The 17,463-nt window shown below is 66.5% G+C and carries 20 protein-coding genes and 1 tRNA gene; 9 read left to right on the forward strand and 12 right to left on the reverse strand.

What is annotated here, in order from left to right:
* Positions 1 to 85: 85 nt before the first annotated feature.
* Genes ASPHE3_RS13275 through ASPHE3_RS13290 form a run of 4 tightly spaced genes read right to left on the reverse strand, consistent with a single transcriptional unit; the run spans position 86 to position 3,616 of the window.
* Entirely contained in the window at positions 86 to 1,048 is a 963-nt protein-coding gene (locus ASPHE3_RS13275; protein ID WP_013601722.1) for an ABC transporter substrate-binding protein, read from the reverse strand.
* Positions 1,045 to 1,788, reverse strand: a complete 744-nt coding sequence (locus tag ASPHE3_RS13280) for an ABC transporter permease (protein WP_013601723.1) — start codon at positions 1,786 to 1,788, stop codon at positions 1,045 to 1,047. Before ASPHE3_RS13280 ends, ASPHE3_RS13275 begins: the two co-directional genes overlap by 4 nt.
* Positions 1,785 to 2,516, reverse strand: a complete 732-nt coding sequence (locus ASPHE3_RS13285; RefSeq protein ID WP_013601724.1) for an ABC transporter permease — start codon at positions 2,514 to 2,516, stop codon at positions 1,785 to 1,787. The genes ASPHE3_RS13280 and ASPHE3_RS13285 overlap by 4 nt, the downstream gene beginning before the upstream one ends.
* On the reverse strand, positions 2,516 to 3,616 hold the full coding sequence (locus ASPHE3_RS13290; protein WP_013601725.1) for an ABC transporter ATP-binding protein: 1,101 nt from the start codon (positions 3,614 to 3,616) through the stop codon (positions 2,516 to 2,518). Before ASPHE3_RS13290 ends, ASPHE3_RS13285 begins: the two co-directional genes overlap by 1 nt.
* A gap of 215 nt (positions 3,617 to 3,831) precedes the next feature.
* On the opposite strand from ASPHE3_RS13290, the gene ASPHE3_RS13295 reads away from it, so the two are divergent.
* Complete coding sequence (locus ASPHE3_RS13295; RefSeq protein WP_013601726.1) at positions 3,832 to 4,854, forward strand: pirin family protein; 1,023 nt, start codon at positions 3,832 to 3,834, stop codon at positions 4,852 to 4,854.
* A 23-nt stretch (positions 4,855 to 4,877) separates the two neighbouring features.
* Here ASPHE3_RS13295 and ASPHE3_RS13300 read toward each other — a convergent pair whose 3' ends face one another.
* Both ASPHE3_RS13300 and ASPHE3_RS13305 read right to left on the reverse strand, forming a co-directional pair.
* Positions 4,878 to 5,825, reverse strand: a complete 948-nt coding sequence (locus ASPHE3_RS13300; protein WP_041652949.1) for an N-acetylglucosamine kinase — start codon at positions 5,823 to 5,825, stop codon at positions 4,878 to 4,880.
* Between the two features lie 103 nt (positions 5,826 to 5,928).
* Entirely contained in the window at positions 5,929 to 6,903 is a 975-nt protein-coding gene (locus ASPHE3_RS13305; RefSeq protein ID WP_013601728.1) for a LysR family transcriptional regulator, read from the reverse strand.
* A 107-nt stretch (positions 6,904 to 7,010) separates the two neighbouring features.
* Between ASPHE3_RS13305 and ASPHE3_RS13310 the strand changes: the two genes are divergently transcribed.
* Together ASPHE3_RS13310 and ASPHE3_RS13315 are read left to right on the forward strand one after the other, a co-directional pair.
* Complete coding sequence (locus ASPHE3_RS13310) at positions 7,011 to 8,252, forward strand: MFS transporter (RefSeq protein ID WP_013601729.1); 1,242 nt, start codon at positions 7,011 to 7,013, stop codon at positions 8,250 to 8,252.
* 149 nt (positions 8,253 to 8,401) lie between these two features.
* Complete coding sequence (locus ASPHE3_RS13315; RefSeq protein ID WP_013601730.1) at positions 8,402 to 8,896, forward strand: Lrp/AsnC family transcriptional regulator; 495 nt, start codon at positions 8,402 to 8,404, stop codon at positions 8,894 to 8,896.
* On the opposite strand, the gene ASPHE3_RS13320 is transcribed toward ASPHE3_RS13315, so the two are convergent.
* On the reverse strand, positions 8,893 to 10,167 hold the full coding sequence (locus ASPHE3_RS13320; protein WP_013601731.1) for an MFS transporter: 1,275 nt from the start codon (positions 10,165 to 10,167) through the stop codon (positions 8,893 to 8,895). The genes ASPHE3_RS13315 and ASPHE3_RS13320 overlap by 4 nt on opposite strands.
* A gap of 171 nt (positions 10,168 to 10,338) precedes the next feature.
* On the opposite strand from ASPHE3_RS13320, the gene ASPHE3_RS13325 reads away from it, so the two are divergent.
* From ASPHE3_RS13325 to corA, 3 genes are read left to right on the forward strand one after another with little or no spacing between them, the layout of a single operon-like run.
* Positions 10,339 to 10,818, forward strand: a complete 480-nt coding sequence (locus ASPHE3_RS13325) for an Lrp/AsnC family transcriptional regulator (RefSeq protein WP_013601732.1) — start codon at positions 10,339 to 10,341, stop codon at positions 10,816 to 10,818.
* A 30-nt stretch (positions 10,819 to 10,848) separates the two neighbouring features.
* Complete coding sequence (locus ASPHE3_RS13330) at positions 10,849 to 11,274, forward strand: DUF1761 domain-containing protein (protein ID WP_013601733.1); 426 nt, start codon at positions 10,849 to 10,851, stop codon at positions 11,272 to 11,274.
* 34 nt (positions 11,275 to 11,308) lie between these two features.
* Positions 11,309 to 12,304 carry a magnesium/cobalt transporter CorA gene (gene corA, locus ASPHE3_RS13335; RefSeq protein ID WP_013601734.1) on the forward strand — a complete coding sequence of 332 codons (996 nt, stop codon included), beginning with the start codon at positions 11,309 to 11,311 and terminating at the stop codon, positions 12,302 to 12,304.
* A 69-nt stretch (positions 12,305 to 12,373) separates the two neighbouring features.
* Here corA and ASPHE3_RS22840 read toward each other — a convergent pair whose 3' ends face one another.
* From ASPHE3_RS22840 to galU, 5 genes are all read right to left on the reverse strand, one after another.
* Positions 12,374 to 12,508 (reverse strand): hypothetical protein, encoded by a 135-nt coding sequence (locus ASPHE3_RS22840; protein WP_013601735.1) that lies wholly within the window; start codon positions 12,506 to 12,508, stop codon positions 12,374 to 12,376.
* Between the two features lie 153 nt (positions 12,509 to 12,661).
* Positions 12,662 to 12,734 (reverse strand) — tRNA-Ala (locus ASPHE3_RS13340).
* A gap of 163 nt (positions 12,735 to 12,897) precedes the next feature.
* Entirely contained in the window at positions 12,898 to 13,824 is a 927-nt protein-coding gene (locus ASPHE3_RS13345) for a hypothetical protein (protein ID WP_013601736.1), read from the reverse strand.
* Between the two features lie 81 nt (positions 13,825 to 13,905).
* Complete coding sequence (locus tag ASPHE3_RS13350) at positions 13,906 to 14,526, reverse strand: GNAT family N-acetyltransferase (RefSeq protein WP_013601737.1); 621 nt, start codon at positions 14,524 to 14,526, stop codon at positions 13,906 to 13,908.
* A 4-nt stretch (positions 14,527 to 14,530) separates the two neighbouring features.
* The gene (gene galU, locus ASPHE3_RS13355; RefSeq protein WP_041652189.1) at positions 14,531 to 15,436 is read right to left on the reverse strand and encodes a UTP--glucose-1-phosphate uridylyltransferase GalU; all 906 of its coding nucleotides are present in this window, start codon (positions 15,434 to 15,436) and stop codon (positions 14,531 to 14,533) included.
* 129 nt (positions 15,437 to 15,565) lie between these two features.
* Between galU and ASPHE3_RS13360 the strand changes: the two genes are divergently transcribed.
* From ASPHE3_RS13360 to ASPHE3_RS13370, 3 genes are all read left to right on the forward strand, one after another.
* Positions 15,566 to 16,189 carry a 5-formyltetrahydrofolate cyclo-ligase gene (locus tag ASPHE3_RS13360; protein ID WP_013601739.1) on the forward strand — a complete coding sequence of 208 codons (624 nt, stop codon included), beginning with the start codon at positions 15,566 to 15,568 and terminating at the stop codon, positions 16,187 to 16,189.
* Positions 16,190 to 16,308: 119 nt separating this feature from the next.
* Positions 16,309 to 16,578, forward strand: a complete 270-nt coding sequence (locus ASPHE3_RS13365; RefSeq protein ID WP_013601740.1) for an FmdB family zinc ribbon protein — start codon at positions 16,309 to 16,311, stop codon at positions 16,576 to 16,578.
* A 98-nt stretch (positions 16,579 to 16,676) separates the two neighbouring features.
* Positions 16,677 to 17,450: an RcpC/CpaB family pilus assembly protein gene (locus ASPHE3_RS13370; protein ID WP_013601741.1), complete on the forward strand. Its 774-nt coding sequence runs from the start codon at positions 16,677 to 16,679 to the stop codon at positions 17,448 to 17,450.
* Positions 17,451 to 17,463: the final 13 nt, after the last annotated feature.

A 17,463-nucleotide genomic window follows, 5' to 3' on the forward strand; every position in this document is an offset into this window, starting at 1 on the left:
ACAGGAAGGATGGGCGGCCGTTGAGACGTCGGCCACAAGGATGGGGGGCGGGCTTCACGCCCGCCGGGACGGACGACGGCGGCTGCTACTTGACGATGCCCTTTTCCTTGAGCCAGGCATCCGCGGCTTCCTTGGCGCCCTGCTTCTGGCTGCCGCTGACGGCCCTGTTCAGGTTGATCAGGTCCTCCGTGGTGAGGATGCGGGAAACAGAGTTGAGAGCTTCTTTTGCCTTGTCGGTCATTTTCGCCTCGTTGTACAGCGGAACCACCTGCTGGGCGATGAAGTTGTTCTTGGGGTCCTCCAGCACCACGAGGTCGTTGTCCGCGATGGACGGCGTGGTGGTGTAGATGTCCGCCACCTGCACCTGGTCCTCCAGCAGCGCCTTGAGCGTCACCGGGCCGCCGCCGTCACTGAAGGGCTCCAGTTTCCTGGGCTCGCAGTTGTAGTTCTCCTTCAGGCCGGGCAGGCCGTAAGCGCGCTCAGCGAAGGTGGCGGGGGCACCCACCACGATTTCGCTGCAGACCTTTGCCAGGTCTTCAATGGACTTGAGCTGGTACTTCTCGGCGGTTGCCTTGGTAACCACCATGGCGTCCTTGTTTTCCGCCTTGGACGGTTCCAGTACCGCCAGGCCATCCGGCAGCTTCTCGGGCAGCGCCTTGGCGATGTCCTCTGCGGATTCTTCGGTGGCTGCCTTGTCCACGTGCAGGAGCAGGTTTCCGGTGTAATCCGGCACCACATCCACCGAGCCGTCCTGGACTGCCTTGAAGTACACCTCGCGGGAGCCGATGTTCGGTTTGGTGGTGGCGGTGACGCCGGAGGCGTTCAGGGCTCCGGCGTACAGTTCGGCCACGATCTGGCTTTCGGGAAAATCAGCCGAGCCCACCACCAGGGAAGTGGCTTCCCCGGAAGCTGGACCGCTGGTGGCCGGCGCCTCGCTGAGGGGATCGGAGGATCCTCCGCAGGCGGACAGGGCCACAGCCAGGCCCAGCCCGGCGGCGAGCCCGCCGAATCCGCGCCTGCCGAGGCGTTGTGGATGGCGTTCTTTCATGGTTTACCTCCTTGTACTACAGCCTCCGTGAGGACGGGGTCTGTGAGATCGGCCGTAGCCTGCTGGCTGCGGCGGGACTGCCTCGAGGCGCCTGTTGCCAGGAACAGCCTCTGGAAAAGGGACAGGACGAGGTCGACGGCGATTGCCAGCGCCGCGATGAGCAGGGAACCTCCGAGCATCTGCGGGAAGTCGCTGAGCACCAGTCCGTCGAAAAGGTACCGGCCGAGGCCGCCGAGGTTGATGTAGGCCACCACGGAAACGGTGGCGATCACCTGGAGCACGCCGGTGCGGAAACCGCCGAACATCACCGTGAGTGCGTTGGGCAGCTCGGCACGGAACAGGACCTGCAGTTCGGTCATGCCCATGGCCCGGGCAGCGTCCACCACAGTGCGGTCCACGCTGGAGATTCCGGCGTAGGTGCCGGCGAGCAGCGGCGGAACGGTGAGGATGACCAGCGCCCAGATGGGCGGCATCAGTCCGATCCCGGCGACCAGCACAAAGAGCGTCAGCAAACCAAGTGTCGGCAGGGCGCGCAGGGCCCCGGCGAGGGCCACCACCGCTACCCTTCCCCGGCCCGTGTGGCCCACATAGAGCCCGACGGGTACCGCGATGGCGGCGGCGATGAGCATCACCAGGCCGGTGTACTGCAGGTGCTCGGCCAGCCGGGCCGGTATCCCGGCGCTGCCGGTCCAGTTCTCCGGATCGGCAAGCCAGGCGAAGGTGTCGGAGAAGACGCTCATGGGTTTCCTCCGCCGGTCTTCGGCTCCGCAAGGCGCAGGGCGGCTCCCGCTGCCTCATCGACGGAAGCCGCCTCCTGCTCCCGGTTTTCCCGTCTCCCGGCCCGTTCCCAGGGCGTAACGAGCCGTTCCAGCAGGACGAGGAAGGCGTCCATGAGCAATGCAAGGATGAGGATGGCGATGATGCCCACCACAATTTCGGTAATGAAGCCCCGCTGCAGCCCCGACGTAAACAGCATCCCCAGGTTTCCGATGCCCAGCAGTGCTGCCACGCTGACCAGGGAGATGTTGCTGACCGAGACCACCCGGAGCCCGGCGAAAAGGACGGGCAGGGACAACGGCAGATCCACGTGCAGGAACCGGGCCAACGGTTTGTAGCCCATGGCAACGGCGGCCTGGCTGACGTCCCCGCTGACCGAGTCGAAGGCATCCAGGGCTGCGCGGACCAGCAGCGCCACGGCGTAGATGGTCAGGGCCACCACCACGTTGAGCGGGTCAAGGATCCTGGTGCCCAGGATGGTGGGCAGGATGATAAACAGGGCCAGCGAGGGGATGGTGTAAAGGAGCGAGGAAGCTGTCAGCACCACGGAGCGGAGCGGCCGGTTCTGCCGTGCCAGCTGCGCCAGCGGGATGGAGATGGCCAGTCCAAGGACCATGGGGACCAACGCCAGGAGCAGGTGCTGGCCGGCCCGCTCCAGGACCATGCCGCTGTTGGCGAGGAACCATTCCATTAGAGTGCTGCCTGCCGGATCTGGCGCGCCTCTTCGATGAGGGCCAGTACTTCACCGCCCCGGATCACGCCCTGCACCTTGCCCTCGCTGTCCACCGCCACGCCCAGGCCTGAGGGTGAGGAAAGGGCAGCGTCCAGCGCCCGGCGCAGGCTTTCGCCTGGACGGAACAGGGAACCGCCGGGAATTAGGCCGCCGTCAGCGCCGGGAGTGGACCAACCCAGCGGGCGCATCTCCTCGTCCACCACCAGCTGCCAGCCGCCTGTCGACTCTGGATCAGCAGCGCTCCCGGCGCGGCCGCGGACGATCGTGGGCACCGGATGGAGGGTGACGCCGTCGGACGGGGTGAAACCCAGGTGCCGGAACCCGCGGTCCCGGCCCACGAAGGAGGCTACGAAGTCGTTGGCCGGCGCGCGCAGGATCTCCTCGGGGGTGGCGTACTGGGCAAGCTTTCCGCCCACCGCGAAGACCGCAACCTTGTCGCCCAGGACAGTGGCTTCGTCGATGTCGTGGGTGACGAACACGATGGTCTTGGCCAGGTCCTTCTGGAGCCGCAGCAGTTCCTGCTGGAGTTCGTCGCGGACCACGGGGTCGACGGCGCTGAAGGGTTCGTCCATGAGGAGGACGGGAGGATCGGCCGCGAGCGCGCGGGCAACCCCCACGCGCTGCTGCTGGCCGCCCGACAGCTGGGACGGGTAGCGCTTGCCCAGTGAATGCGCCAGGCCCACCACGTCCAGCAGTTCCCCGGCGCGGCGGCGGGCCTCGGCCTTGGACACGCCGTTCAGCCGTGGCACGGTGGCTATGTTGTCCAGCACGGACCGGTGGGGCAGCAGCCCTGCCGACTGCATCACGTACCCCATGGAGCGGCGCAGCTCGGGCGCCGGCACTGAGGTGACGTCCTTGCCGTCCACAGTGATGACGCCGGATGTTGGCTCCACCATCCTGTTGATCATGCGCAGCGTGGTTGTCTTGCCGCAGCCCGAGGGACCGACGAGGACGGTGATGGAGCCCTTGCTGATGGACATGGAGAGCTGGTCCACAGCCGGCTGCCCGCCCTGGTACTGCTTGGTAACGTTCTGGAACTCGATCATCGCCTGGTCCATAGTGCGGACTTACCTGTTCTCTGGGACGGGCTGTTGGCAGCACCGCGACATTGTCATCAGCACGCTGTTAGTTACGGTAACCCAAACCTGGGCCGGCAACACCTGCAGCGCAGCCAAATCCGGGCAAAGGAATCCTTTCCGTAACCATTCGGAGCCGCGAAGGCCGCGGATGGGATCCACTCCACGGGCGGTCCCGGCAGGCCTACAGTGGAGATGTGACCAACTTGGAGTTAGCGCCCCAGCAGGAAGTCTGTCCGCCGGCGGCTGAGGGGGGCAGCTCAGGACCCTGCCTGCAGCTGTGGCCGCAGCGCGAGGTGCCGCTCGGCGGAGTCAGGGCAATGAACGTCCAGCGGACGCTGCCGCAGCGCGGCCTTCCCACCATCGGGGCGTGGTGTTTCCTGGACAGCTTCGGCCCTGACCGGACCGCAATGTCCGTGCTCCCGCACCCCCATATCGGCCTGCAGACGGTGACGTGGCCACTTGCCGGGCATATCCGGCACCGGGACAGCGTGGGCAGCGACGTGGTGGTCCGGCCGGGGGAACTGAACATCATGACGGCAGGATACGGCGTGTCCCACTCGGAATTCGCTGTCCCGCCGCCTGCCGGGGAGGATCTCCCGGTACAGCGCGGACTGCAGCTTTGGGTGGCACTGCCTGACCATGAGAGGCACCGGCAGCCGGCCTTCGAACAGCACCGGGAACTGCCCAAGGCCAGCGGACAGGGCTTCACGGCCACCGTCATGGTGGGTGAACTCGCGGGCGTCGCATCACCGGCAACCATGTACTCGCCGATCATCGGAGCCGATGTGTTGTGCGACGGTGCCGCAGTTCTGCCGCTGAACGGGGACTTTGAGCACGGCATCCTGGTACTCGACGGCGGCCTGGCGGTGGACGGCCAGGACCTTCCTCCCGGTCCGCTGGGCTACCTGGGCCGGGGACGGGACCAGCTGCAGCTGCAGGCACTTCCCGGAACGCGCTTCCTCCTGATCGGCGGCGAGCCGTTCCAGGAGGAGCTGCTGATGTGGTGGAATTTCGTTGGCCGCACCCACGAGGAAGTGGAACAGGCCCGGAGCGACTGGGAAGCGCAGGGCGACCTGCCGGAAACGGCGGCGGCCGCAGCGCGGTACGGCCTGGTACCGGGTCACGGCCCCGGCGCCGGACCGGAGGCCGGGCGGATTCCTGCTCCCCCGCTGCCCGGTGTGCGGCTCACGCCCCGGAAGCGGACGGCACAGGAATAAGACTCCGCCGGCTTGCCTCCCTGTCAGGCCTGCTCTGCCACCAGCTGGAGCACGCCGAACACGGGTTCCTGGTCCAGCACCCGGATGTCCGCCACACCCGCATCCATGAGGTTGCGGCGGAAGGACTCCTGGAGAGGTGCCACGTGCATGCCCAGGCCGCCGCCCAGGATCACCGGCCCCTTGATGTGCAGCTGACCCAGAACCTGCAACGCCAGTGCGGCGAGATCCTCCCCGGCCTGGTCCAGCAGGGCCTGGCTCTCCGGGTGGCCGGCGGCTGCCGCCTCCACCACCAGCCGGGCCTGCTGCGCCCAGAAGCGGCGGCCCGTGCCGGGCGAATGGAAGAGTGCAATCAGGCGGTTGGGATCGTCCACTCCACAGGACCGCAGGAGGGCGATGGTGAGCTCATCGGCCGGCAGTCCCCGGTTCATCTGCCGAAGGCTGTGGCGGACAGCTTCGCGCCCCAGCCAGTAACCGCTGCCTTCATCCCCGAGAAGGTAGCCCCAGCCGCCTGCCCTGGCTTCACCGCCGTCGGCATTCCTGCCCCAGGCGGCCGAACCCGTTCCCGCAATCACCGCCACCCCGGTGCTGGCATGGCCCGCCGCCAGCAGCAGGCGCGAGTCATGGACCACGGTCACCCGGGCGCCGGGCACATGCGGCTGGATCAGTGACGCCAGGGCGGCAGCGTCGTCTGCTGTGTCGATCCCGCCGGAGCCGGCGTAAGCCTGGGAAACCTGCCCGCCGCCAATGCGCGCAAAGAGGTCGGCGAGGTTGGCTGCTGCCTCATCCCGGCTCACGTTCTGCACGTTCGAGCTGCCTGCTGACTCGTCCGCTACCGGAACCCCGTCCTCGAAACGGACCCCGTGCGTCTTGGTCCCGCCGATATCGAGCCCGATGATCACGCCGCGGAGCGGACTAGAGGCCGGACCGCCCGGTAGCGGCGCGGTTGTGGAGGAGTTTTCAGCATTAGTCACGTCACAAGGGTAATGGTGCTGGAGCAACATCTGACCCACCTGCCACGCTGTACTGGGCGCCTGTCAGTGGGCCTGGATGCCTTCCAGTGGGCTCGGATGCCTTTCAGTGGGACCGCTGCCGGACCATGCCGGCCAACAGCCCCGGCCCCTCCGTGACCACCATGTCCCGGAACAACCTGACGGGCACGGGCTCGGAGCCCGGCTTCCGCCGCCGCCAGGAAAGGCCTACCTCGCGGAAGGCCAGGGCGGACTCCAGGGGAACTTCAACCCAGCCCAGGTTCCCGGTGCCGGGGCTTACGGTGCGGCCCGGAGCATCGCCGCCCGGGGGCAGGATACTCACGCCGAGGCCTGCGGATACCAGGCCTCGGACTGTGTGCGAGTCCTGGCTTTCGAAGGCGATGCGTGGCCGGTAGCCGGCCTCGCGGAAAAGTGCATCCGTCAGGGAGCGCATCCCGTAGCCGGGCCCGAGGGCAACGAAAGGTTCGGACCTGATATCGGCCAGCGCGGCCGTGCTCCTGCCCGCCAGGGGGTGGCTGTGATGCACCACCAGCCGCAGCGGTTCGCGGTACAGCGGTGCCGAGGACAGGTTGCGGCCAGGCGGCGCGACCGGTGCCGTCAGCGCCATGTCGGACTCACCGGAGGCCAGTTCCTCGAGGCAGGTACTGCGTGCGCCCTGGCTCAAGGTAAAGGCGGCGCCGGGGTGGCGGCTGCGGAAGGCGCTGATCAGGAGCGGAAGGGCCGCCTCGCCGAAGGTGTGCTGGAACGAAAGTGAGATCCTGCCGCGCACCACGTCCGACTCGTCACGGACCACGTCGAGCCCCGTCTGGAACGCGGCCAGTGCCTGCTCAATGTAAGGCAGAAGGGTGCGGGCGGCAGGAGTGAGCCGCACTCCCCTGCCCTCCCGGACCAGGAGTTCGGTACCTACAACAGCGCTCGCGCGGGCCAGCGCGCGGCTGACCGTCGACTGCGGCACGCCCAGTAGTTCCGCGGTTTCCGTCACGTGCTCCGTCCTGCCCAACTCTGCGAGTACGGGCAGGAGCGGAAGCAGCTGCGCCAGCTGCTTCTGGTCCGGTTCCACCCTGGTCTCCTACTTCTATTGCCTTGCCTGAAGCATGCGGAATGGCTATCAGTTTTACACGAAACATGCATTGGAGGCATCTATCCGATGGGAGCTAGTCTGGCGGAATGGCACACCCCGTTCGTTCCGCCGGCACCAGCCCCTCCCCCGGTTGGGCCGGGCACGCCAAGGGCTCGACGGCGTACGCCAGGATCCTCGCCGGCCTCTCATTTGCGGGCGTGGCCACCTTTGCGCAGCTCTACTCCACCCAGGCCGTGCTGCCGATCCTTGCCAGGGACCTGCAAGTGAGTGCGGCCGAGGCAGCGCTCACCATTTCCCTTGCCACCGTTGGCCTTGCACTGACGGTTATCCCCTGGTCCTTCCTGGCAGACAGGATCGGCCGGGTGAGGGCGATGGCCTGGGGGATTTCCGTGGCTACCGTCCTGGGCCTGCTGGTGCCGCTGTCCACCAGCTTCGGCATGCTGCTGGCCCTGCGGTTACTGGAAGGCATGGCGCTGGGCGGCATCCCCGCGATCGCCATTGCGTACCTCAATGAGGAAGTCAGCAAGGCGCATGCAGCACTCGCGGCCGGAAGCTACGTTGCCGGCACCACGCTGGGCGGCCTTGCGGGCCGCCTCGTGGCCGGACCGGCAGGCGAACTCTGGGGCTGGCGGGCGGCAGCGCTGGCTGTATCCGTCCTCGCCACGGTTGCCGCCGTGGCTTTCCTGCTCTTGGTGCCGCGTGCCCGCGGCTTCGTGGCCGCTCCGGCCGCCGGCATCCGCGGTGCACTCCGCACACTCGCCGGCCACCTGCGGAATGTCCGCCTGCTGGTCCTGTACGGCCAGGCGTTCCTGATGATGGGCGGGTTCGTGGCGGTGTACAACTACCTGGGCTTCCGGCTCTCAGCCGAGCCCTTTGGCCTGGCAGCAACGCTCATCAGCCTCATCTTCCTTGCGTACCTGTCCGGAACGGTCACCTCGCGCTGGTCTGCAGGGCTCACGCTCCGCTTCGGCCGGCGCGCCGTCCTGCTTGCCGGACTGGCGCTTTCGACGGCGGGCCTTGCCTTGACGCTGACACAGTCACTCGCCCTCATCCTGGCGGGGCTGGTGGTGTTCACGGGCGGCTTCTTCGCTGCCCATAGCATCGGGGCGGGCTGGACGGGCGCACTGGCCAGCACCGGTCGGGCGCAGGCCGCGTCGCTGTACAACCTGGCCTACTACCTGGGGTCCAGCATTATCGGCTGGGCAGGCGGCCTGGCATTCCAGTCCCTCGGCTGGAATGCCCTTGCTGCGGCAGTGATGATCCTGGCCTGCCTCACCGCGGCCGCCGTCGCCGTCGTCCATCCCCGGACGGAACGCACGGCGGCATAGACCGCCGCATCCCCGGCAACCCCGCACGAAATTATCTGGCCCGCAAGCGGAACACGCAGCCCGAAAATTCGGAAGAGTGGCAATGAGGGGACATGATCGCGCGCATTTGCAGGTCTAGGATGAAGCCAGGACGATTTTGAGGAGCTGCAGTGAGCACGAATCCCAGGCCGGGTGCGCACCCGGAACCGCTGGATGCGATTGACGAACGTCTGCTGGCGGCCCTGGTGGCGGACGCCCGGATCTCCAACAAACAGCTCGCCGAACTGGTGGGAATCGCCCCTTCCACTGCCCTGATGAGGACCCGCGCCCTGTCCGAGCGGGGAATCGTCAAAGGCTACGAGGCAAAGCTCAACCTCTCGGCGATCGGACGCTCCGTACAGGCCCTGGTGGCGGTGCGCCTGCGCGCCCATGACCGCGACCAGATTGACCGTTTCACTGCCCGCGTGCCGCACCTGCCGGCGGTGCTCTCCACGTTCCACACTTCAGGCTCGGTGGACTACCTGCTGCACATCGCCGTCGCCACCACCGAGGACCTCAGGGACTGGGTGCTGGACAACCTCGCCACGGACCCCGTGGTGGGCCACACCGAGACCACCCTGGTGTTTGAGCACATCCAAGGCAACCACGGGCCCCTGCCCGACTAGCGGCCACAGCCGGCCGGGCCGGCAGCCACCCGGCCATCGATTATCGCGAGACGTAGCGTCACTGCCGAAAGGACCAGGGCTGCCGCCCCGCAGGCCACCACGAAGCCCATGACCGCTGCCGGCACGCCGAAGATTCCCGCCGCCCAGCCCAACCCAAGGACGGGAACTGCGCTGCCGAGGTAGGTGATGACGTAGACGGTGCTGACGATCTGGGCGTGCCGGGATGCCTCCACCCTGGTGGCCACCTGGTTGAAGACCGTGCGGAAGGCGATGCCCTGGCCCACCCCGGCGGCGGTGGCGGCTGCCACCAGCAACAGCGGATTCTGCCAGGTTCCGGCTGCCCCGAGGAGCAGGACGGACCCGCCGAGCACCGCCAGCCCTGCGGGGACGACGAAGCGCCCCCGCAGGGTCAGGAGCTGGCTCAGCGCCGAGGAACCGAGTGCCAGGCCTGCAAGCACCCCCACAAGGGGACGGGAGTCCGTCTGCAGGACCTGCGCAAAGTAGCCCGGGGCCAGCGAGAGGCAGAAGCCAAAGACCGCGAAGCTAAGGAATCCGACGCCGGCAGCAAGCCAGAATGCACCCCTCGCTTCCCGTGACACGGAGGGACGGCGGGGTGCGAGTGCCAGCAGCGGCCGTGACGGGGCAGGCGGCGTGATAGCAGGCCGGGCGCGCAGGAGGTACAGCGGCACCAGAAGGCTGGCCAGGACCAGTGAGTGGATGTAGTACGGAGCCGCGGTGGCGTCCGGCAGGAGGGACAGCAGCCCGCCAATGACGGGTCCGGCCGCCACACCCCCGGAGGATGCCAACAGGGTGAACCGGGACGCCCACTCGGGGCGGGACGGGAGGAGCTCGCGCAGTGCTGCGGCGCTGGCACCGGTGGCCATCGCCACGGCTGCGCCCTGCAGGGCCCGTCCGGCGCACAATTCAACAAGGGTCCTTGCCTCGGCAAAGAGCCAGCCGCCTGCCAGGCCGATGGCGACAGCGAGGATGAGGGCTGCCCGGCGGCCGATGTGGTCCGACCAGTGCCCGGCGAGCATGAGCGTGGCCACCAGCGACAGAACGTAGCTGGCGAATGCGGCCGTTACTCCCAGCGTGGACAACCCGAGCTCCGCCTGCAGCAGGGGATACAGCGGTGTTGCCAGGTTGGCGCCAACCAGCAGCACGAAGATGACCGCGCCCGCCATCACCAGCCGTGCGGTGGTGGAAGCATCCCAGCCTGCGCGTGCAGCTGCCGGCGCAGGGCGCATGCGAAGCTCGCTGAAGACCGTCATAAGGTGCCGCCTTTGGTTCTACCGCGGCAGCTGATCCTTGTGGGAGGCCTTCGCGGGGTGGATATCCGATGGCACAAGAGTGCGGCACTTCTGCTCCTATGGTGTGTAAACGCCACTGAATTTGAGCAAAATCATCAACTCTGCGCTCTGGGTGTGGTGGAGAATGACCATATGAAGACCTTGGATGCCACCGACCTGAAGATCCTGCTGGAACTCATCCGGGACCCCAGGAGCCAGATCGGCGAGCTCAGCGAGGCCCTTGGCATCGCCCGGAACACGGCGCAGACCAGGGTCCGGCGGCTGATCCGGGCCGGAGTGCTGCGGCCCGGGGGCCGGGAAGTGGATCTGGACGCGGTGGGATATGACGTGGTGGCCTTCGTGACCATCGAGGTCTCGCACCGGGAACTGGATGGGGTAATAGCCGCACTGAGGCTGATACCCCAGGTGCTGGAGGTCCATGAGATTTCGGGGCGCGGGGACGTCTGGTGCCGGGTGGTTGCCACGGACACGCACAACCTCCAGTCCTCACTCCGGCAGGTCCTGAGGATCAAGGGTGTTATACGCACCGAAACAGTGCTGGCCCTGCACACCCACATCCCCTACCGGACCGAGCCGCTCATCAGCGGCCTCGCCAAAGCGTCGGGCGCTTGAGGGAGGCGGCAGGCGACTAGGATTTCCAGAATGGACTGGCTCTCTTACGTTTCACAGATCAACTGGCTCGCCGTACTGCTGGCCTTCGTGGCAAGCATGGCCATCGGATTTGTCTGGTACATGCCGGCGGTGCTGGGCAACCGGTGGATGGCCGCTATCGGGAAGACGGAGGACGACCTCAAGGACATCAGCGGCGGAGCCGGCATATGGCTTCCCATGATGATGGCGGCGGCACTGACGGCCATCCTGCTGGCCGTCCTGATCGGCAGGCTTGGGTTGGGCAGCGCGCTGGCAGGTGCCGTGTTTGCCTTCGTTGTGGGGCTGGTCTTCCGGGCCGGTGGCCACGTCATCCACAACGGTTTTGCCGGACGCCCCGCCGCCGTTACGCTGATCGACTCGGGCCATGACCTGGTGGCCATGACCGTGGCAGGCGCAATCATCGGCGGGATGTCCTGATGCCGGCAGCCCTTGTCACGGAAGGTTGCCCGGCGTGACAATCATCGACAATGCCGTCTACGTGAACGGCGTACGCCATATCGAGCCGGAAAGCCTGGAGCAGACGTTCGAAACCCTGGCGCAGCACGGCGGAATGGCGTGGATCGGCCTGTACCGTCCCACAGCTGAGGAGATGGCCGCAGTGGCCAGCGAGTTCGGGCTGCATTCGCTGGCCGTGGAGGACGCGATCTCCGCCCACCAGCGGCCCAAGCTGGAACGCTACGAGGACAGCCTCTTCACAGTCCTCCGGCCTGCCAGGTACCTGGACGAGACAGAGAGCGTGGAGTTCGGCGAACTGCACATCTTTACGGGGAAGAACTACGTGGTCACGGTACGCCATGCCGAGATGGCCGGGGTTGCCCGCGTACGCCGGAGGATGGAAGCCCGGCCCGATCTCCTGCGCCACGGGCCGGAAGCAGTTCTCTACGCCCTGCTGGACCGGGTGGTGGATGACTACGCCCCCGTGGTGGCGGGCCTTGAGAACGACATTGACGAGATCGAGGACCAGCTCTTCAGCGGAGACACCACGGTGTCCCGCCGGATTTACGAGCTTGCCCGGGAAGTGATCCAGTTCCAGCGCGCCATCCATCCGCTTCCGGACATGATGCACCAGCTGAAGCGGGGATTCGAAAAGTACGGCGTGGAAACCGACCTGCGCCACAACCTGCGCGACGTGGAGGACCACGTGGAACGTGTTATTTCCCGTGCCGACTCCTTCCGCGACCTGCTCCAGAACGCCCTGACACTGGACGGCACCCTGACGGCCAACCGCCAGAACGAGGCCAGCGCAGAGCAAAACGAACAGGTCAAGAAAATCTCCTCCTGGGCGGCAATCTTCTTCGCTCCGTCATTCGTCGCAGGGGTTTACGGGATGAACTTCGAACACATGCCCGAACTCCAGTGGGAACTGGGCTATCCCATGTCCCTTGGCCTCATGCTCGCAATGGCATGCCTGATGTACGGAATCTTCAAGAAAAAGGACTGGCTATAGGGCATCGCACCAGGACCGGAGGAGTCAGGCAGGAAGTTCAGCCGGCGGCCCGGCCACTGCGCCATCGGCCTACTTCGCCGCCGGAACTGTGGGCCCGGCGCGGAGTCCGACAGCCATGTCGCCAGTCAGTCCGAAGATTTCCACCAGGACGTCTTCCTTCCGCTCGATGTCAGTAACCGTGACGGACTCCTGCTGGCGCCCCACTGGACTGCCCGGACGGTGGGTCGATGGACGTGGCTGACGGTGGTGGAGATGGAATGCGGGTGGTCACTGGTGCGTAACGGTAACCAGGCGTCTGGGCCGTCCTCACCCACTGCTGCCCGCTGCCGGGGCGGCAGGTCAGTACGCTTCATTGTGTGGAGCTAAGGGGATTCGAACCCCTGACCTCTTCGATGCGAACGAAGCGCTCTACCAACTGAGCTATAGCCCCGGAACCATCCGCCCTGGCGAGTGCGGCACCGGTGACCCTAGGCTACAAATTTTCCGGGTGGAATCCAAACCGCGGGGATGGACGCGGCCCGCTCCCCCGGAAGCCCGGGTCATCGAGAGGTGCAACATGTCCGCGCGGACAGCCAGGAGCGGCACCAAAGCTGTCAGGCGCGGCGGCGCTGCAGGACGTCGTCGAGATTGCTGAGGGCGCTCTGCGCCTTGGAAAGCTGAACACCTTCGGCAGGTGCAGCCGGAGGAGCAGCGGCAACACCCTGCTTGAGGGACGGCTTGCCTACAGCCTTCGGCGCCTCGGGCAGCTCCAGCGGCTCCGGTGCCGGACGTTCGGCCTTCGCAGCTTCAACATAAACGGGCTTGGGAACCTCCACGGGTTCCCAGGTGGCGGAAGCCGACGCGCTGGCGGCCGCGGCACTTGGATCACCGGCGGCAACAGCGACCGCCAGGGCCGCCTCGCGCAGTTCCATAGCTGTCAGCGGCTTAATCTTCTGTTCGTGTGCTTCTGCATCGAAAAGGGGGCTCTCGCGCTTGGCCGGAGCCGCTTCAGGTTTCGGCGGGATGCTGGCCGAATAGTCCGGCTTACGGGCCGGCGCAGTCATGGCTGAGCGAAAGGCTGCGTTCACTTTGGCCCGCCGGTCCCGCACGGCCAACCAGCGAAGGAGGACTACGGATCCAAAGGTAACCGCCAAAGATACCAGCGGCAGGAACGGAGCACCCAGCCCGAAGAGCAGCAGTACCGCGGAAACGAAGGCCGTTACCAGGGAAACCAACCCAACCAGTGCGATGGCGGTCCGGCCGTATCGGATGCGGAATGCACCTGCAGCCGGGGAACCGGCAGCGGCGGTCGAAGGTCCGGCACTCTTCCTGGTGTCCATGGCTTTCTCCTGCTGGGCGGCGACGTTCAATACCAAACCGGCTGGCGGTTCAGGTGTTTCATCTGCTGCGACGTCCGACAGGAAGTCACCGGCGGGCTGGAACTGGTGCCTGCCGTTCCTGAGGACGTAAGGGGCAACCCATACAATCCAGAGCACAACGGCAACCACAAGGATCACTGAGCTGCTAAGGGGGAAGTCCACACTCAAAACCGTATGAGCATCCTGTCCGCTGCGGCAGCATTGGCTGCGGTGTGTCGTGGCACAGCCGGCAAATCAGTGGATTTATGACGGCCGCGAAGCGAGCCAGGGCTTGAGCAGGCCTTCCGGGACCTCTTCGGACGTCAACGCGAACGAGCGATGGTCGGCCCAGGCACCGTTGATGTGCAGGTAGCGCGGCCGGTAGCCCTCGTCCCGGAATCCCAGCTTCTCCACCACACGGAGGCTCGGTCCATTCTCGGGCCTGATGTTGATTTCCATCCGGTGCAGGCCGAGGGCCCCGAAGCAATGGTCGGTCACCATGGCCACGGCAGTGGGTGCAATGCCGTGCCCCGCGCGGGCCTGGTCCACCCAATACCCCAGGGTTGCCATCATTGCCGATCCCCAGACGATCGACGACACAGTTAACTGCCCCACAATGGCAGGGTTACCGCCCCCGGGAAGCCGTTCGGTTATGACAAAAGGCAACGCCGTTGCCTGGGCCGCCTGGGCTTTCAGGGACCGGACCATCTGCCGGTAGTCCGGCAGGCCGCCGGCAGGGTCCGGGTTGGACGCCTCCCACGGCGCCAGCCATTGGCTGTTTCGGGACCGGACTTCCGTCCATTCCTTTTTGTCCCGGTACCGGATGGGCCGCAGGACCAGATTCCCGCACTCCAGTGTCACGGGCCAGATGGGACCAGGGCGCATTGCGCTACTTGGACAGGCCGGCTGTGAAGCCGGGCAGCCATTCCCGCAGGCCGGGCCCAAGGTCCTCGCTGTCGATTGCCAGCTGGACGCAGGCCTTAAGGTAGCTGAGCTTGTCTCCGGTGTCGTACCGGCGGCCACGGAAAACAACGCCGTAGACCCCGCTTCCCTCGCCGTCTGCGGAGGCCAGTTCCTGCAGGGCATCGGTCAGCTGGATTTCCCCGCCCCGCCCGGGACCGGTGCGCTCCAGGACATCAAACACGGCGGGGTGGAGGACGTACCTGCCAATGACGGCCAGGTTGGAGGGGGCTTCCTCAACATTCGGCTTCTCCACCAGCCTCTTGACGCGAACGTACGATTCGCCGTCGACCTGCTCAATGTCCGCGCAGCCGTAGGCGCTGATCTGGGAAGGTTCCACTTCAATCAGCGCAATCACCGAGCCGCCCGTCTTGGCCTGCACCTCAATCATGGTGCTGAGGAGCTCATCTCGCGCGTCGATGAGGTCATCCCCCAGCAGCACGGCAAAGGCTTCATCGCCGACGTGCTGCTTTGCCCGCAGCACGGCGTGGCCCAGTCCGTGCGGGTCTCCCTGCCGGACGTAGTGGATGTCTCCCAGGTTGCTGGCCGCCTGGATGGATGCGAGTTTCTCCGTGTCGCCTTTGCCCTGAAGGGTGGATTCAAGGGAGGGCACGCGGTCGAAGTGGTCTTCCAGCGCCCGCTTGTTCCGCCCGGTGATCATCAGGACATCATTAAGGCCGACGTTTACCGCTTCCTCAACCACGTACTGGATGGCAGGCTTGTCCACGACGGGAAGCATTTCCTTGGGCATCGCCTTGGTTGCAGGCAGGAACCTGGTGCCGAGTCCGGCTGCTGGAATGACGGCTTTGCGAACTCTCGGGTTACTGGTACTCACCGGACTAATCTAACGTCAGCGTCAAGCATTCCGTAATCATCGGAATGACCGGACGGCCTCGCCTGCCGCCCTGGGAAGAGCAGACGACGGCGGGCCGCCCACGCAGGCGGCTGACGACGAAGGGAAGATATGACGTTCGAGGAAACGAAGGCAGTGAAGGACCGCATCCGCGCTGCCCACCGCCACCGCCGGGCCTCGCTGTCGGCGAAGGAACGGGAGGAGGCGGGCGCAGCACTGGCCAGCCACGGGTTGGCATGGGCGGACTCCGTCATGGACGGAAGTGCCGCAACAGTATGCGTCTACCTGGGTGTCGGCGCTGAGCCGCCCACGCTGCCGCTCATCAGGGCGCTGTACGACGGCGGGCGCAGGGCCCTGCTTCCCGTCTGCGAGCCGGGACGGGAACTGAAATGGGTCTTCTGGGCTCCCGGGACGGACCTCGTGACCAGCAGGTTCGCGCCCATTTTGGAGCCGGTGGGAACACGCCAGGAAATCGAGGTGGCCGGGCAGGCGGGCGCCCTCTTCATCCCTGCCACTGCAGTTGACCTTGCGGGCAGCCGGGTGGGCCAGGGCGGCGGGTACTACGACAAGTTCCTGGGCCACCTCGCCTCCGCCGGGAAGAATATCCCCCTGGCCGCCGTTATCTACGACGAAGAACTGCTGCCCGCCGGCAGCATTCCGGTCGAGGAGTTTGACCGCCCCGTTCCGGGCGTGGTCCTCCCCTCGGGGTTCCGGAAGCTGGCGGTCGGCGCCTGACCCGGGGCGGGCACCCCGCGTGCAGGAGGATGCTAGAATTAGCACTCAGGCCCTGTGACTGCTAAGGGATAACACCCGGCAGTCCGGGACCTCTCGTTTGCCCAAGAGGAGGAGCACCAGTGCCTACATATGCTTACGCCTGCAAGGATTGCGGCCATGCCTTCGACATCGTCCAGTCGTTTTCGGACAGCTCCCTGACGTCCTGCCCGGAATGCCAGGGTGCCCTGCGCAAGAAGTTCAACAGCGTGGGCGTGGTTTTCAAGGGCTCCGGCTTCTACCGCACGGACTCCCGGGATTCGAAGGGCAGCACGGTCTCGGCCGCCCCCGCGGCACCTGCTGCCGCAGCGCCTGCCCCTGCACCAGCTGCTTCGGCTCCCGCCGCCAGCTGATCCGGCATCTCCCCAGCCCCAGGCTGTTACTGCGGACGTTATCCACATAGAAGGGCGCCGTGCTGCCCCCGCTGAGGCGGCTGCCCTAGCGTGGGCACATGCCTGTAAACCGCCGCCTCGGCCGGACCTCGAAAAACGCTCCAGACCAGCACGTGTTGTTCCCGGCGCCCCCGAGGCGGGGAAGAACCCCTGGCGGCACCAACCGCGGAACCGGCCGAGGCTCAAGCAAGCGCCCCCGCGCCCGGTTCGCAGGCTGGCTCAACCGCAACCGACGGCTTGCGGTCGCCTTGCTGCTCTGTGCCGCAGCGGCCATCACGGTCCACCAACTCACCCCGGCACCTGTTTCCACCGTGACCGCCCTCGCCGCTGCCCGGGATTTGTCCGCAGGCGCTGCAATCTCTCCGGCTGACGTATCCGCTGTCCGTGTACCGCCCGGCATGATGGCCGACGGATTCCTCCAGAATGCAGGCGACGCCGCAGGGAAACAACTCGCTGCGCCCCTGCGCAAAGGGCAGCTGCTGACCGATGCCCAGCTCCTCGGGCCAGGTCTCCTGGCCGGAACTCCCCCGGGGTCGGCCGCCGTTCCCCTTCGGATGGCAGATCCGTCCTCCATCCAGCTCGTCTCGCCGGGGCAGCTGGTCAACGTGGTTCTCACGGCCGGGAACGGCTTCGACCAGCAGGAGCCGCCGGAAGTCCTGGCCGAAGGCGTACCGGTCCTGTGGACCTCCACCCAGGGCGGGCAAAGCGGGCAGTGGCTGGGGACATCGGAGACGGAAGGACTCATAGTCGTGGCTGCGAACGGGGATCAGGCCGCGCGGCTAGCGGGCGCGTCCACCCAAGGCAAGCTGTTCTTCGTCCTGGTGGGACCTTAGGTGTGCCCCGTCC

Origin of the sequence: Pseudarthrobacter phenanthrenivorans Sphe3, from assembly GCF_000189535.1 — a bacterium.
Lineage (GTDB): Bacteria > Actinomycetota > Actinomycetes > Actinomycetales > Micrococcaceae > Arthrobacter > Arthrobacter phenanthrenivorans.